The 15,348-nt window shown below is 37.2% G+C and carries 16 protein-coding genes; 15 read left to right on the top strand and 1 reads right to left on the bottom strand.

Going from position 1 to position 15,348, the window contains the following annotated elements:
• Window positions 1-68: 68 nt before the first annotated feature.
• The 15 genes from LBD46_06260 (at window position 69) to LBD46_06190 (ending at window position 14,807) form a co-directional block, all read left to right on the top strand.
• Window positions 69-485 carry a secondary thiamine-phosphate synthase enzyme YjbQ gene (locus LBD46_06260; protein ID MDR2426760.1) on the top strand — a complete coding sequence of 139 codons (417 nt, stop codon included), beginning with the start codon at window positions 69-71 and terminating at the stop codon, window positions 483-485.
• Window positions 486-488: 3 nt separating this feature from the next.
• A complete protein-coding gene (locus LBD46_06255) occupies window positions 489-1,073 on the top strand; it encodes an RsmD family RNA methyltransferase (protein MDR2426759.1) in 585 nt (194 codons plus the stop codon).
• Window positions 1,057-1,803 (top strand): PD-(D/E)XK nuclease family protein, encoded by a 747-nt coding sequence (locus tag LBD46_06250; protein ID MDR2426758.1) that lies wholly within the window; start codon window positions 1,057-1,059, stop codon window positions 1,801-1,803. The genes LBD46_06255 and LBD46_06250 overlap by 17 nt, the downstream gene beginning before the upstream one ends.
• Before the next feature lie 17 nt (window positions 1,804-1,820).
• A complete protein-coding gene (argB, locus tag LBD46_06245; protein MDR2426757.1) occupies window positions 1,821-2,570 on the top strand; it encodes an acetylglutamate kinase in 750 nt (249 codons plus the stop codon).
• Window positions 2,571-2,582: 12 nt separating this feature from the next.
• Entirely contained in the window at window positions 2,583-3,770 is a 1,188-nt protein-coding gene (locus LBD46_06240; GenBank protein MDR2426756.1) for an aspartate aminotransferase family protein, read from the top strand.
• The gene (locus LBD46_06235) at window positions 3,749-4,951 is read left to right on the top strand and encodes an argininosuccinate synthase (GenBank protein MDR2426755.1); all 1,203 of its coding nucleotides are present in this window, start codon (window positions 3,749-3,751) and stop codon (window positions 4,949-4,951) included. The genes LBD46_06240 and LBD46_06235 overlap by 22 nt, the downstream gene beginning before the upstream one ends.
• 126 nt (window positions 4,952-5,077) lie before the next feature.
• A complete protein-coding gene (gene argH, locus LBD46_06230; GenBank protein MDR2426754.1) occupies window positions 5,078-6,433 on the top strand; it encodes an argininosuccinate lyase in 1,356 nt (451 codons plus the stop codon).
• Window positions 6,430-7,605 (top strand): TolC family protein, encoded by a 1,176-nt coding sequence (locus tag LBD46_06225; protein ID MDR2426753.1) that lies wholly within the window; start codon window positions 6,430-6,432, stop codon window positions 7,603-7,605. Before argH ends, LBD46_06225 begins: the two co-directional genes overlap by 4 nt.
• Window positions 7,606-7,617: 12 nt before the next feature.
• Complete coding sequence (locus tag LBD46_06220) at window positions 7,618-8,568, top strand: patatin-like phospholipase family protein (GenBank protein ID MDR2426752.1); 951 nt, start codon at window positions 7,618-7,620, stop codon at window positions 8,566-8,568.
• Between the two features lie 73 nt (window positions 8,569-8,641).
• Window positions 8,642-9,595, top strand: a complete 954-nt coding sequence (locus LBD46_06215; GenBank protein ID MDR2426751.1) for a tetratricopeptide repeat protein — start codon at window positions 8,642-8,644, stop codon at window positions 9,593-9,595.
• 92 nt (window positions 9,596-9,687) lie between these two features.
• Window positions 9,688-10,920, top strand: coding sequence for a diaminopimelate decarboxylase (gene lysA, locus LBD46_06210; GenBank protein ID MDR2426750.1), 1,233 nt, complete (start codon window positions 9,688-9,690; stop codon window positions 10,918-10,920).
• 79 nt (window positions 10,921-10,999) lie between these two features.
• Complete coding sequence (gene dapF, locus LBD46_06205; protein MDR2426749.1) at window positions 11,000-11,818, top strand: diaminopimelate epimerase; 819 nt, start codon at window positions 11,000-11,002, stop codon at window positions 11,816-11,818.
• Between the two features lie 22 nt (window positions 11,819-11,840).
• Window positions 11,841-12,716: a 4-hydroxy-tetrahydrodipicolinate synthase gene (gene dapA, locus LBD46_06200; GenBank protein MDR2426748.1), complete on the top strand. Its 876-nt coding sequence runs from the start codon at window positions 11,841-11,843 to the stop codon at window positions 12,714-12,716.
• A gap of 16 nt (window positions 12,717-12,732) precedes the next feature.
• Window positions 12,733-13,506 carry a 4-hydroxy-tetrahydrodipicolinate reductase gene (gene dapB, locus LBD46_06195; GenBank protein MDR2426747.1) on the top strand — a complete coding sequence of 258 codons (774 nt, stop codon included), beginning with the start codon at window positions 12,733-12,735 and terminating at the stop codon, window positions 13,504-13,506.
• Window positions 13,507-13,637: 131 nt separating this feature from the next.
• Window positions 13,638-14,807, top strand: coding sequence for an LL-diaminopimelate aminotransferase (locus LBD46_06190; GenBank protein ID MDR2426746.1), 1,170 nt, complete (start codon window positions 13,638-13,640; stop codon window positions 14,805-14,807).
• Between the two features lie 106 nt (window positions 14,808-14,913).
• On the opposite strand, the gene LBD46_06185 is transcribed toward LBD46_06190, so the two are convergent.
• Window positions 14,914-15,348: autotransporter outer membrane beta-barrel domain-containing protein (locus LBD46_06185; protein ID MDR2426745.1), on the bottom strand; the 435-nt coding region annotated here is incomplete at its 5' end.

The raw sequence follows: 15,348 nt of genomic DNA, 5'->3' as shown, positions 1-15,348 counted from the left end.
GGCGGACAAAGGTTTTGGAAACCTGCCTATTTTCTTGCCTTTTCAAAGAATTTTTATGAGGAAAGATTATGATTTACTCTGAATATATCAGCCGTGAAACTAAAGGATATACGGATATTTCTGATATTACTGATGATGTTAAAAGGATTGTTTCGCGTTCAGGGGTACAAAATGGTTTGGTTACAATAAGCGTGTCAAGCTCCACTTCGGCGGTAACTACTCTTGAATTTGAGACTGGATTAATATCGGATTTTCGCAAAGCGCTTGAAATCATTGCTCCAGAAAAAGGCGTTTACGGCCATGACGAAAAATGGCATGACGGCAACGGCTTTTCCCACTTACGCTCATCGCTTGTAGGTACATCAAAAACTATTCCCATAGCGTCAAAATCTTTGCTGCTGGGAACATGGCAGCAGATAATCTTAGTCGATTTTGATAACAGACCCCGAAGCAGAAAAGTATTCGTGCAGGTTTTCGGAGAATAATAAGTGACTTTAAAAATTATCGCAGGAGATGCCCGCGGGAGAATACTGAAAACCTTGCCACAGGACGATTTGTCTATCCGTCCGATGCTTGGAAGAATGAAAAAATCTGTTTTTGATATCATTCAGTTTAGACTTCCAGACTGTGATTTTTTGGATTTGTTTGCCGGCGTTGGTTCGGTTGGAATAGAAGCTCTTTCCAGAGGGGCCAAAAAATGTGTTTTTGCCGAAATAAGCGAAGCATCTTTAAAACTTATAAAAAACAATGTGAATATGTGTGGATATAATGACAGAGCTGCAATAGTAAGATGCAATGTAATTAAACAGTTTGAACTTATTGCCGGCAAATACGATATAGTTTTTATGGGACCTCCGTATAAAGATGGAGACAAAAAAGCGCTTACCCTTACGTATCCGACTCTTAAAAATGCGGTAAAATATGATATTTTAAAAAAGGATTCCATTATCATAACACAAAAACATATTAAAGAGTCAGTGGGGAACGTCGCTGGGCTTGATTTATTTAGAACAGAAAAATACGGGGATACAGTAGTTTCTTTTTATAGGCCTGAAAATGAAATACGGGTTTGACAGGGCGGATTTTAAAATAAGTTATTCTAGGATAAATACGTATTTGTTTTGTCCGTATAAATATAAACTCATTTATATAGATAATCAATATATTCCACTGAATGCCGATATAACTTTCGGGCAGATAATACATAAAACCCTTGAAAAATATCACAGCCGCGGCGGAAAGGATTTGTCGGGTCTGATGGAATGTTATGACGAATCGTGGGAAAATAAAGGTTTTGCAACTGCGCAGCAGAATTTTGAATATTATAGGCGCGGAACCTTGATGCTTGAAAATTATTTTAAATCTTTTTCAGTTTTGGACATAAAAATTTTATATACGGAAAAATCTTTTGATGCAAACATCGGAAAATATAGATTTATAGGAATTATTGACAGGATAGATGAGTATTCCGATGGAACTAAAGAGATAATGGATTACAAAACGCATCTTAAAGCATGGGACCAGCAAAGAGTGGACAGCGATTTGCAGCTTACTTTTTATGTCTATGCTTGCAAAAATGTGTTCGGTTTTATGCCTGATAAAATATCGGCATATTTTTTGTCCGATAACATAAAGATTTATACGAAACGTTCGCACGAAGAAATAGAAAATGGCATAAATTTGGCTTTGGAAACTGCCGAAAAAATAATGGATGACGATTTTAGTCCGAATACGTCAAAATGTGGAAACTGTGGTTTCAAATTGAAATGTAAAAATTCTGTCTGTTTGGCCGAAAGGGTTTAACAGTGAGAAGGAAAAAAATGAAAAAATTAACTGTGGTGAAATTCGGAGGAAGTTTAACTAAAAATCCATCTGTACAGAGAAAGTTTTTAAAAGAGCTGGCCGAAATTTCGCAAAGGCAAAATATAATACTCGTACACGGAGGCGGACCCGAAATAAATTTGCTTTTGGAGAAATTTTCGATAACAAGCAAATTTGTGAACGGTTTCAGATTTACCGACGCATCAGCTCTTGAAGTCGTCGAAATGGCACTGTGCGGGAAAGTAAACAGAGTTTTAACGAGCGGACTTATAAAAAATAAAGTTGCTGCTGTAGGTTTTTCTGCAAAAGACGGTAACAGCGTTGTATGCAGACGGATAAAAAAATTAGGTTTTGTCGGAGAGCCGATAAAAGTCAATAAAAAGCTTATAGAAACGCTTATAAAGGCAGGATTTCTTCCCGTAATAGCTTCAATAGCATCCGACAGCAGAGCAAACGCGATGAACGTCAATGCCGATACTCTGGCAACCGCTATAGCCATAGCTTTTAAAGCAGATAAGCTTGTGTTCTTAACCGATGCAGCGGGAGTTTTGGATAAGAATAAAAAGACCATAAAAGAAATAAAAATAAAAGATATTGCTCCTTTAATTAAGAATGGAACCGTAAACGGCGGAATGATACCAAAAATAAAAGGCTGCGACAATTCTGTGCGAAAAGGCGTTAAAGAAGTCTGGATTGCCGAAGGATCGAAAGGCATAAAGAATATTTACGGAACAGTTATAAAAAAATAAAAGAAGGCTGAAATGAACATAATACAAAAAGAAAATAAATATTTAATGCACACATACAAACGAAACAATCTGGTTGTAAAAAAGGCCAAAGGCTCATTTATATGGGACGATAAAGGAAAAAAATATCTGGATTTCTTTTCCGGAATAAGCGTTTGCAATTTAGGACATTGTAATGAGAGCGTGATTAAATCGATAAAAAAACAGCTTGATTCGTATGCGCATGTTTCAAATCTCTATTATTCAAGCACGCAGATTGAACTTGGAGAAGAGCTTGTGAAAAGGACTTTTTCCGCAGGAAAAGTTTTTCTTGCAAATTCCGGGGCGGAAGCAAATGAATGTGCGATAAAACTTGCCCGAAAGTTTGGCTATAATAGCGGTGGACGTTATGAAATAATTTCTTTTGAAAATTCTTTCCATGGAAGGACTATGGCTACGATGGCGGCCACTGGACAGATGCAATTTCATGAATATTTAAAGCCTCTTCAGGAAAAATTTGTTTTTGCGCAATACAATAATATAGATTCCGTAAAAAGACTTATAAACAAAAAAACCGTTGCCGTAATAATTGAACTTGTGCAGGGCGAAGGCGGTCTTTTTACAGCTGATAAAAAATTTATAAAAGAGCTTCGACTTCTTTGCGATAAAAATAATCTGTTATTGATTTTTGACGAAATACAATGCGGCATGGGACGCAGCGGAAAGTTTTACGCTTTTGAAAATTATGGTATAAAGCCGGATATAGTGACATTGGCGAAATCCATGGCGAATGGGCTTCCGCTCGGAGCGGCTATCGCCGGAAAAAAGTGCGCCGAAGCGTTTACGTACGGCGACCACGGTTCGACTTTTGGAGGAAATCCTGTTTCCTGCGCCGCGGCATTGGCGGCTTTGAAAATAATAAACGTCGGTTTTTTAAAAAAAGTGGTGGATTTGTCAAAATATTTGAATCTCAGATTTGAAGCACTCGGTAAAAAATATCTGCTTATCAAAGAAATAAGGGGAATGGGACTTATGATGGGGATAGAACTCGGAGTTCCGGGAAAAGAAATAGTTTCTTACTGCCTTAAAAAAGGACTTATAATCAACTGTACACACGATACGGTTTTAAGGTTTTTGCCGCCGCTTACGATAACAAAAAAAAATATAGATTTGGCAATAAAAATTTTGGAGGAAGCGCTAAAATGGCAGACATCAAAAAAGTAGTGGTGGCTTATTCCGGCGGGCTTGACACGTCCATTATTCTGTCGTGGATAAAAGAAAATTACAAATGCGAAGTCATAGCGTGCTGTGTGGATGTGGGTCAGGGCAAAGAGCTGAAAGGATTGAATGAAAAAGCCAGAAGAACAGGCGCATCAAAATCTTATATAATTGATGCGAAAAAAGAGTTCGTAACGGGTTACATTTACAAAGCCGTAAAGGCCGACGCTTTGTATGAAAATAAATATTATCTCGGAACTTCTCTGGCCAGACCAGTCATCGCGAAAAAAATCGCAGAGATCGTAAAAAAAGAAAAGGCCGACGCTGTATGTCACGGAGCAACGGGCAAAGGAAACGATCAAGTAAGATTCGAACTTACATTTAAAGCTTTGATACCGAACGTGAAAATTATAGCGCCGTGGAGAGAATGGAATATACGTTCAAGGCAAGACGCGATGAATTACGCTAAAAAAAGAGGCATTCCGATTACCGTGACAAAAGCAAAACCTTATTCTTCCGATGCCAATCTGTGGCATATTTCTTATGAGGGCGGAGTGATGGAAGATATGAAAAACGAGTATGATGAATCTATGTTTAAGATGACTGTTTCTCCGCAGAAAGCCCCAAATAAGCCGACATATATAAAAATAGGATTTGAAAAAGGTATTCCTGTTACCATAAATGGCAAAAAAACCGAGCCTGTCGAATTGGTCTCTTATTTGAATAAAATCGCCGGAGCAAATGGCATAGGAAGAACCGATATGGTTGAAAACAGGCTTGTCGGCATGAAATCAAGGGGAGTTTATGAATCTCCTGCTGCAAAGCTTTTATATGCCGCTCACAGAGAACTTGAAGAATTAGCTTTAGACAGAGATACTTTTCATTTTAAACAGGAACTTGCGCATAAATGGGCCGAACTTACTTATTACGGATTGTGGTTTTCTCCTTTAAGAGAAGCTCTGGACGCTTTTATCGACAGCACTCAAAAATATGTTACTGGAGAAATAAAATTGAAACTTTACAAAGGCAATATAATTCCAGTTTCAAGACAGGCAAAATATTCTCTGTACTGGGAAGAGCTTGCCACTTTTGAAAAAGACGAAATTTATAATCAAAAAGACGCCGAAGGATTTATCAATTTATTCGGCTTGCCGATAAAAGTTCAGGCTTTAATGAGAAAGAAATAAAACCTTAAAAATATGGTAAAGCATTACGGCGCCGCTTTAAAAGAAATTAAACCGGCGCCATTTTGTATTATGGCTATTTTACAAAACAATATATAAATTATAAAATCTTATTTATAGAGGTCATTAATGAACAAACTCAATTTTGAACAATTTATCGGCTCTTTTTCTTTTGACGGCAGGCTTGCCGAAGCCGATATAATGGGGTCTATTGCTCATGTACAAATGCTCGTCAAAACTAAAATAATTAAATCTTCGGAAGGAAAACGAATCATTTCTGGATTGCAGTCTATTTTGAGAGATTTGCAAAAAGGTCGGCAGCTGCCGAAAGAGGAAGATATTCATTTTGCTGTAGAAAAAGAGCTTATCAGGCGGATAGGTCTTGTCGGCGGAAAAATGCATACGGCCAGAAGTCGCAACGATCAAGCCGCTGCGGATTTAAGGATTTATTTAAGAAAAGAAACGGATAGCTGTATTAATCTCATAGAAGAGTTTCAAAGAATTATTGTGAAAAAAGCACAGGAAAATATTGATGTGCTAATGCCTGGCTTTACGCATTTGCAGCCTGCACAGCCGATATCGGCGGCTCATCATCTTATGGCTTATGCATATATGGTGCAAAGAGATAAAGAAAGATTTTATGATTGCCGCAAAAGAATAAATATCTCCCCTTTAGGAAGTGCGGCTCTTGCCGGAACGTCGTTTAAAATAGACAGACATTTTACGGCGAAACTGTTGGGATTTGGCGGTGTATGTGAAAATTCTCTTGATGGAGTGAGCGACAGAGATTTCGCAGTCGAATTCGTATTTTGTGTTTCGATGCTGGCCGTTCATCTTACGCGGTTTTGCGAAGAGATAATTTTGTGGATGAATCCAGAATTTGCTTACATTAAAATAGCCGATAAATTTACTTCAGGTTCTTCAATAATGCCGCAGAAAAGAAATCCGGACTGTGCAGAAGTCATAAGAGGCAAATCGGGAAGAATTTTCGGTGCTCTGATGGCTTTGCTTACGATTATCAAAGCTCTTCCTTTGACGTATAACAGAGATTTGCAAGAAGACAAGCCTTCGGTTTTTGATGTCTGTGACAATATAAAAATGTGCATGAAAGTCGCCTGTGAAATGGTTTCTGGAATGAAATTCGTTAAAGAAAACACTTTAAAAAGTATGGAAAAAGGTTTTATTGCAGCTACGGAGATCGCCGATTATCTCGCCAGAAGAGGCGTTCCATTCAGGGAAGCGCACGGCGTGGTAAAAGAGATAGTTTCGTATTGTATTAAAAATTCGAAAACTCTAAACGAACTGACACTCCACGAGTACAATAAATTTTATCCCAAACGTTATCCGGCATTTAAGATGGACATTTATAAATATATAGATTTTAAGAATATTGTTGAAATGAAAACTTCTTACGGTGCGACTTCGAGAAAATCCGTAGAAAGACAGATAAAATCAATGAAAAATCTTCTTAAGAAGGAAAAATGAAAAAGGCTTTTATTTTACTTGCAGTATGTTTTATTTCGCAGCTTGCTTATTCCATCGGTTATGAAAAGATATTGACCGAAGAGTCAAGCGTGCAAACTGCTGTCAATATAAATCACGATATATTGATCCATTCTCAAAACATAGATTTCGCTCAGCAGCGCATAAAAGAATCGCAGTCTTTGTATTTTCCTAAAATAGATTTGAATTTGAATGCTTCGCGCTTCAATAATATGGAACCGCTTATCTTGGCGGGACAATTGTCCCCTGTTCCAGTATATCTGCCAGGAGAAAACAAAGATATTTATTTTTCCACGCGTTTATCTGTATTGCAAAGTATTTATGCCGGCGGCAGAATCAAGACTACAAACAAACTTGCCGAAATGAATATGAATAAAGTTAAAAATGAAGCAAACGCCGTAAAGAATAATGTAATTAATAAAGTTAAAACCGTTTTTAACACTTGTCTTATGTACAGAGAAAAATACGCATTGCTTTTAAAACAGCTTGAAAATTTGAAAAATAAATCTGCGGCCGAAACTTATGGAATTCAAAAAAAAGTTGATATTATGAAATTGAATTATGAGAAAGAAATTTTAAATCTTTTGTACGCCATCGGGCTTGAACTTGACGTTACGGTGAAAATCGAAGGAGTTTTTGCCGCTAAAATCAAAAAATTCGATTTGAATCAATGCATGTTGTGGGCGTATCAGTTCAGGCCGGAAATGCAAACTACGCAGGCACAGGAGTCCATAGACGGACTGATGGTAAATTTATTATCTATGCAGAGGTTCCCGATGATTTCGGTTGGAGTTGGACAGGAGTGGCTGGGCGACAGAGTCATAGGCGATGAGAGCAGTTGGTATGTTTCGATAAACGCAAATCTCCCAATTTTTGATGGAGGCGGAAGTTTTTCGAGAGTCAGGCAGGGTAAAATCAACGCAAGAGGGACTACTCTTAAGAGATCTAAAATTGAAGAACAGATAAAACTTCAGACGCATAAGGCGTTTATGGAATATGAATTTTGGAAAGAACAATATTTTAAAGCCGAAATGTCCGAGAAAGACGCGACAAAACCCGACTACGACGAAAACGAACTTGACATAATTTACAACCTCAACAGCAGTTATTATGCTTTAGAACTTGCCATAGGCATTCAGCTTGATTCCTTTTAGGTATTATTTGCAATGAAAAAAATACTTTTAATTTTTTTATCGTTTTTTTTATTTTCACACTGTTTTGCTTCTTCCGTTTTTGAATTTAACGAAGAAGATTTTATGGTTAACATGCTGTGGAACAAAGTAAAAAAACTCCAAACCGGCCAAAGGCCTAAAACTGCTTTAGTTTTAGGCGGCGGTGGAGCAAGAGGCTTTTCACATATAGGAGTGTTCAGGGTTTTTGAAGAGGAAAAGATACCTGTAGATTTGGTTGTTGGCACAAGCGTAGGTTCCATAATAGGAGCTTTTTACTGCGCTGGAATTTCTATGGACAAAGTGGAAGAGCTGGCAAAAGACATAAGCTGGAAATCCGTATCGAATTTTAGTGCTACATCAATAATATCGATGCTTCTTTCGGAAGAACTTCTTTCAAACGCACAGATAGAAAATTTTCTGAAAGAAAATATCGGTGATTTGCGTTTCGAACAGCTTAAAATCCCTCTCGTCTGCGTATCTACTGATTTACATACCGGAGAAAGAGTGCTTTTAAAAAACGGCAGCGTCGCTTTTGCAGCCAGGGCAAGTTCAACTTTGCCCGGGTTTTTTAAGCCTGTAGAATACAAACAGAGGTATTTGGTTGATGGAGGACTTGTGGACAATGTTCCTGTGGGTGTTGCAAAGCTTTTTGATCCGGATGTTATTATCGCCGTTCCTGTATCTGCGGACATAACGAAAAATACCACAACAAATGTTTTTACCACTCTTATGCAGGCCATTTACATTCAGGGAAGAACTTTGGATAGAGAAAATCTTTCATTGTCGGATGCCATAATCCGACCCGACGTTGGAGAAATGTTGGCTACGGACTTAGGTCATGCTTATCAGAGCATAGACAAAGGTTTTGCCGCGGCAAGAGAGTCTTTAAAAGATATAAAAATGACGATTATAAATAAAACGCAAGAGGTGTATTTGATTGAATAAAACAGCCGTGTCAATATTTTTTATATTCATATTTTTTTCTTATTCTTATTGCGCAAGCATTTCCGAAACGGGAATGAGCGAAGAAGAGATAGTGTATAAAATGAACGAACTGTCTTTAAAAATTGATGAAGCGCGCAAAAAAAAAGATATAATAGCGCTTTATGAAGAATATGCTGAAATGTTTTTTTCAAATAAAGCGTATAGGATGGCGGTCGATATATATTTGGTTCTTATCGAGATGAAACCTTCGAAAAAAAAGAAGGCCGAATATTTTGTAAAACTCGGAGACATTGAAGCAGCGCAAAAATCTTATAATGAAAGCATCGAATATTATTCAAGTGCTTTGTCTTTATATAAAAAAAATAATAACATAAGATGCAAAATAGGAGACATTCTTCTTCAGAGCAATCTTTACGGGTTGGCTGAACAGTGTTTTAAGGATATTCTTGATTTAGATAAAAATTCCGATTATGCGAAAAGAAAGCTCGGCGATATTTATTTCTGGCAAAAAAAATACTCGACGGCGTTAAAATATTATGAAAGTGTTTCGCCTTCTTATTATGATAAAGAGATAATCGCGAATTTTTCAGAATGCTATAAAAATTTAAACAATTATAAAAAAGCGATAATGCTGGTGGACGATTTTATAGAAGAACACGCTGATTCCGACCTTTATCTTTTATCCGGACTTTTGTATGCAGAAACGGGAAATGTCCCAAAAGCCAAAGAACAGTTTTTTTCCGCTGTAGAAGCTGATCCTAATAACTTTGCCGCTTGTGTTAATCTTGCCGCCATATATCTCGATAACGGCGATATGGATAAAGCGGAAGAAATGCTCAAAAAAGCAAACCTTATAAATTCGTACACGGCTGTAGTTGATATGATGTTTGCGTCAATAGCGTATAAAAAAGGCAGATTATATGAAGCCAGAAGATATGCTTCAAATGCCGTTTTAAAATCAAAAAGACCTTTTTTAAAACAGCAGTCGCAGCGCATGCTGGATTTTTTAACAAAAAGCGATAAATAAAAATTGTCCGCAACATATTTTGACAGCAGATAACTCTATTTTGTATCATTATAAATTAATAAAGAAATAATTAACATAAAAGGAAAAGCAAAATGATTAAATTTGTAAAAAATGAACTTTATATAGAACAAACACCTTTGTCATCTATAGCGAAAAAGTACGGGACCGCCGCTTATGTTTATTCCAAAAATCAAATAATAGACAATTTTCGGTATTATCGGAAGGCTTTAAACAATAGAGAAAGTCTTATTTGTTTTGCCTGTAAAACAAATTCGAACGGCCGTATTTTGAAAATTCTTGCAGATCAAGGGGCTGGCGCAGACACTACTTCTGGTGGTGAAATTTTCAGATGCATTAACGCCGGATTTAATCCTTCAAAAATAGTTTACGCCGGAGTCGGCAAGACAGCCGAAGAGATAGAATATGCCTTGAAAAGCAAAATATTAATGTTTAACGTAGAATCTTACGAGGAGCTTGAAGCCATAGACAAAATTGCCAAAAAACTTAAAATGAAAGCAAAAATCGCTTTCAGGGTAAATCCAAATGTGGATCCAGATACCCATTCATATATAGTAACCGGTAAAAAAGGAACAAAATTCGGCATTCCTTATGAAGAAGCTTTTGAAGCCTATCTTATAGCTTCTAAGATGGACAATATACAGGCTGTCGGCGTGCACACCCACATAGGTTCACAGATTTTAGATATTGCACCTTTTATATTGGCGGCAAAAAAAATAAAAAACCTTACTGATAAACTTAAAAAGGCGGGCATAGTTCTGGAATATATAAATTGCGGCGGGGGTATCGGCATCAAATATTCATCACAGGATAAAGCCTTGAATCCAAAGCTGCTGACCGACGAGCTTTTTAAAATATTTGATAAAAACACAAAATTTATTTTTGAGCCCGGCCGTTTTATTATCGGAAATGCGGGACATCTTTTAGCTAAAATTATTTACAGAAAGATTTCTGGAGACAAAAGTTTTCTTATAACGGATGCTGGTATGAACGATTTGATAAGGCCGACGCTTTATGAGGCATATCATGAAATTATTCCGCTAAAAAAGACAAGTGCCAAAAAAATTAAAACCAATGTTGTCGGCCCGATATGTGAAAGTGGAGATTTTATGGGCAAAGATAGAATGCTTCCTATTTTGCGACAGGGAGAACTCATTTTAGTAAAATGTGCTGGTGCTTATGGTGCGTCGATGTCATCGGAATATAATTCAAGGCCTTTGCTTGCGGAAATTATGGTAGATGGTAAAAAAGCCGTACTTATAAGAAAAAGAGCAACATATAAAGATTTGATTTTAAATGAAATATAACAGAAAATAAGAAGTTTGGCATCATTAACTGCGGTTATCTAATATACCATTTAAGTTTTCCAAACTTCAGGGAGCCAAAGTGCAAATAAATTTCTCAAAACTTACGGCTGCGGGAAATGATTTTGTTTTGATAGATAACAGGAAAAATATTATTTCCGCCGAAGATTATCCATGCCTTGCCAGAAAGTTGTGCGATAGAAAATATTCTATAGGAGCGGATGGACTCATTTTGATAGAAAAAAGCGGCAAATACGATTTCAAAATGAAATATTTTAATTCTGATGGTTCTCACGCTTCAATGTGTGGTAACGGAGGAAGATCCATATCAAAATTTGCTTATGACATCGGCGCGGCAAAAGAAACTATGGTTTTTGAAACGGATGCCGGAATAATAACTGCCGAGATATTAAAAGATGACAAAGTCAAGCTTGATCTGTATGAGCCGAAGGATTTAAAAACCGATATAAAAGTTGATGTCGAAGATGTGACTTTTAAAGTGGACTTTATAAATACCGGAGTTCCGCATGTCATTATTTTTGTCGATGATATTGAAAAGGTCGAAATTGTAAAATACGGCAGAGCGGTAAGATATCACGCTCTTTTTGCTCCGGACGGAACGAATGTAAATTTTGTCAAAGCCACACAAGATAAAGATAACACTATTCTTGTGCGCACTTATGAAAGGGGCGTTGAAGACGAAACTTTGGCTTGCGGTACGGGAATTATAGCTTCGGCTATAATAGCAGGGCTTAAAGGGTTTGCCAAATCTCCGGTAAATATTATAGCCAGAGGTGGAGACAGACTTTCGGTTTCTTATAAAAATGATTCGGGTAAAATAACTGGTGTTATTCTTGAAGGACCTGCCATAACAGCTTTTGAAGGCGTTGTAAAAATTTAAGATAGATGATCCCGGAGGGTTTATGTTTTCTGGAGTATATACTGCATTAATTACGCCGTTTAAAGATGGTGAAGTCGATTTTGAAGCGTTTGGTAAGTTAATAGAAAATCAGTGCAAAAACGGAATTGATGGTATTGTTCCGTGCGGAACTACGGGCGAATCGCCTACTTTGTCTTATGAAGAACATGAAGCTGTAATTGAATTTTGTGTAAAACAGTCCGAAGGTAAAATGAAAGTTCTTGCCGGTACAGGCTCAAACTCTACAGACGAAGCCATACATTTTACAAAATTTGCAAAAAAGGTCGGCTGCGATGGTGCTTTAATGGTTTCTCCATATTATAATAAGCCTACGCAAAAAGGATTATATCTGCATTATAAGGCCGTGGCGGATGCGGTAAACATTCCAATAGTGTTATATAATATAGCAGGAAGAACTTCGGTTAATATCGAACCTGCGACCATAGCGAAACTTTTTAAAGATTGTAAAAATATTGTCGGCGTAAAAGAAGCTTCAGGTTCACTTGACCAGATGAGCGCTATAAAAGCGCTTGTCCCGAAAATTGATTTGATTTCCGGCGACGATGCTCTTACTCTTCCTTTGTTTTCAATAGGCGGCTGTGGAATTATTTCGGTTTTGTCAAACATAGTTCCGGCAGAAGTTGTTTCTTTGGTAAAAGCTTTCGAACACGGCAATATTAAAGAGGCCGTCAAAATTCATTACTCTCTGCTTGCTTTAGTAAAAGCCATTTTTATTGAAACAAACCCTATACCCATAAAAACAGCCGCTGCTTTATTGGGAATATGTTCTCCTGAATTAAGACTTCCGATGTGCGAGATGGAAGCGTCAAATAAAATTAAATTAGAGAAAGCTATGAAAGATTTCGGGCTTTTGAAGTAAACTGTAGGAGGTTGCAATGAAAATTACTGTATGTGGTGCGGCTGGAAGAATGGGACAATCGATATTGGGCATAGCGAAGTTTGATGAAGCGGTTCAGATTTGTGCGGGCGTTGAATATGACTCAAGTCCGGCAATAGGAGCGGGGACACCAGCGATTATTCCGGCATCTTCTATTGAAACAGTTTTGGCTGATACGGAAGTGTTGATTGATTTTACTAATCCTGATAATGCTTTAAAAAATTTGGAACTTGCAAAAAAGTATAAAATTCCAGCAGTGATAGGCACAACGGGATTTATTGCAGAACAAAAAGAAAAAATTGTCAAAGTTTCCAAAGAAATACCGATAGTTTTATCGCCTAATATGTCCGTCGGAGTCAATATTTTGTTTAAACTTGTGGAATATGTAGCAAAATTGGTTCCAGATTATGATATTGAAATGGTTGAACTGCATCACAATAAAAAAAAGGACTCCCCTTCTGGCACCGCGACTATGCTGTCTGAGATTGCTGCGAATGCCATAGGCAGCAATATTAATGAAGTCGGCATATACGGCAGAAAAACAGTGCTTGGTGAAAGAAAAAAAGACGAAATAGGTGTTTTTTCCGTCAGAGGCGGTGACATAGTGGGAGAACATACAGTTTATTTTGCAGGAATAGGCGAAAGATTGGAATTGGTTCACAGAGCTCAGTCAAGAAACAATTTTGGAGCGGGCGCTATAAGGGCGGCAAAATGGATTATAGGAAAAGACCCGGGTCTGTACGATATGCAGGACGTTCTAGGATTAAAATAACTGACAATATATATTGTGTAGTCTTTACACCGATAAAGTTTTTTGATTTAAAATGAGAAAATTTTAGACTTGCTCGCTTTAATTTTTTTTAAAAGGAATTATATTCATAAATTTAAATACGGGAGCATTAAATGGAAATACGTTACAATGAAAAATTGAAAAAACTTCCGCCGTATCTTTTTGTCGAAATAGATAAGAAGAAAAAAGAAGCCATGGAAAGAGGAGCCGACATCATATCGTTAGGCGTTGGGGATCCTGACATGCCGACTCCCAAACACATAATAGAAGCAGGACAGCAGGCAATGACAAAACCTGCTAATCACCAATATCCTTTCGGTGCGGGAATGGTTTCTTACAGAAAAGCGGTGGCTTTGTGGTATAAAAAAAGATTTAACGTGGACTTAGATTTCGCAGCCGAAATATGCGCGTTAATAGGTTCAAAAGAAGGCATAGGTCATTTGCCTCTTGGTTTTATAAATCCCGGAGATGTAGTTCTTATCCCAGAGCCTGGATATCCTGTTTACACTACAGGGACGATTTTTACGGACGGCGTTCCTTACTTTATGCCGCTCCTTGAAAGAAACGGTTTTATGCCTGATTTGGACGCGATTGAAAAAGATGTGGTAAAAAAAGCGAAAATAATATTTGTCAACTATCCGAACAATCCGACATCGGCTATGGCCTCTGATGAATTTTACGTCAAACTTATAGATTTTGCAAAAAAGAACGACATAATAGTTGCAGCAGATGCTGCTTATTCTGAAATTTTTTATGATGAAAATGATAAGCCGAAAAGCTTTCTGGAGTATCCTGGAGCAAAAGATGTGGGTGTGGAATTTCACTCTTTGTCAAAAACGTACAATATGACGGGCTGGCGTATAGGCTGGTTGTGCGGAAATAAGGATATAGTAAAAGGAATCGCAACAGTAAAAGATAATTATGACTCGGGCGCTTTTCAGGTAATTCAGGAAGCCGCCATTAGTGCTTTGACTTCTTCGCAGGAATGTGTTAAAGAAAATAGAAAAGTCTATAAAGAAAGAAAAGACACTTTGGTCGGTGGGTTGAGAGATATAGGCTGGGAAGTAATTGAACCGAAGGCCACTTTTTACGTATGGGCAAAAACGCCAAAAGGCTATACTTCAGCCCAAACAGTTTCAAAACTTCTTGAAGAGGCTGCAATCGTATGCACTCCCGGAAACGGGATGGGAAAAAGCGGCGAAGGGTACATAAGATTTGCATTGACCGTAGGAGTTTCGAGAATTAAAGAGGCTGTCAAAAGAATAAGTAATATAAAGTGGTAATTTTTATAACTTTTATAATTTAAGAGCCTGACATAAATTTATGTCAGGCTCTTTTTCATACAAACTGCTTATTTTTTTAATTCATTTATTTGCGCTAATATTATAATTAAAAACTGTAATTTATTCCTATGTTCCCATAATATTCTTTTCCCTTTTGAAAAGTATTTCCTGTTATATTTGCATATATACTCCACTGATTTGTTATTTTATATTCTATACCAAAGCCAATTCCCCCAGATATTTTCCCGCTTTCCGTTCCCCATATTTCCATTTTTTCGCCGCTGTCTAAAAATTCTCCAGAGTATTCAGCTCTGTCTCCTGCCATTACATATCCTACAGATATTCTGGCATAAGAGTTCAATCTGTTTATCGCATAATTTATGCCGGCTCCGAGTTTTCCTTCAATTCTTAAATAGCTGTCATCATATATCTCTATATTTGCTCCGGCTCTTCCTTTTTCTCTTGATGAATAATTCCTCACATATCCACTCTTTATATGTCCATATGGCGCTATGCTTATATTATCATTTACCCATATATT

Source organism: Candidatus Endomicrobium procryptotermitis, assembly GCA_031279415.1.
Taxonomy (GTDB): domain Bacteria; phylum Elusimicrobiota; class Endomicrobiia; order Endomicrobiales; family Endomicrobiaceae; genus Endomicrobium_B; species Endomicrobium_B procryptotermitis.
This window is presented reverse-complemented; position numbering and strand designations above follow the sequence as displayed.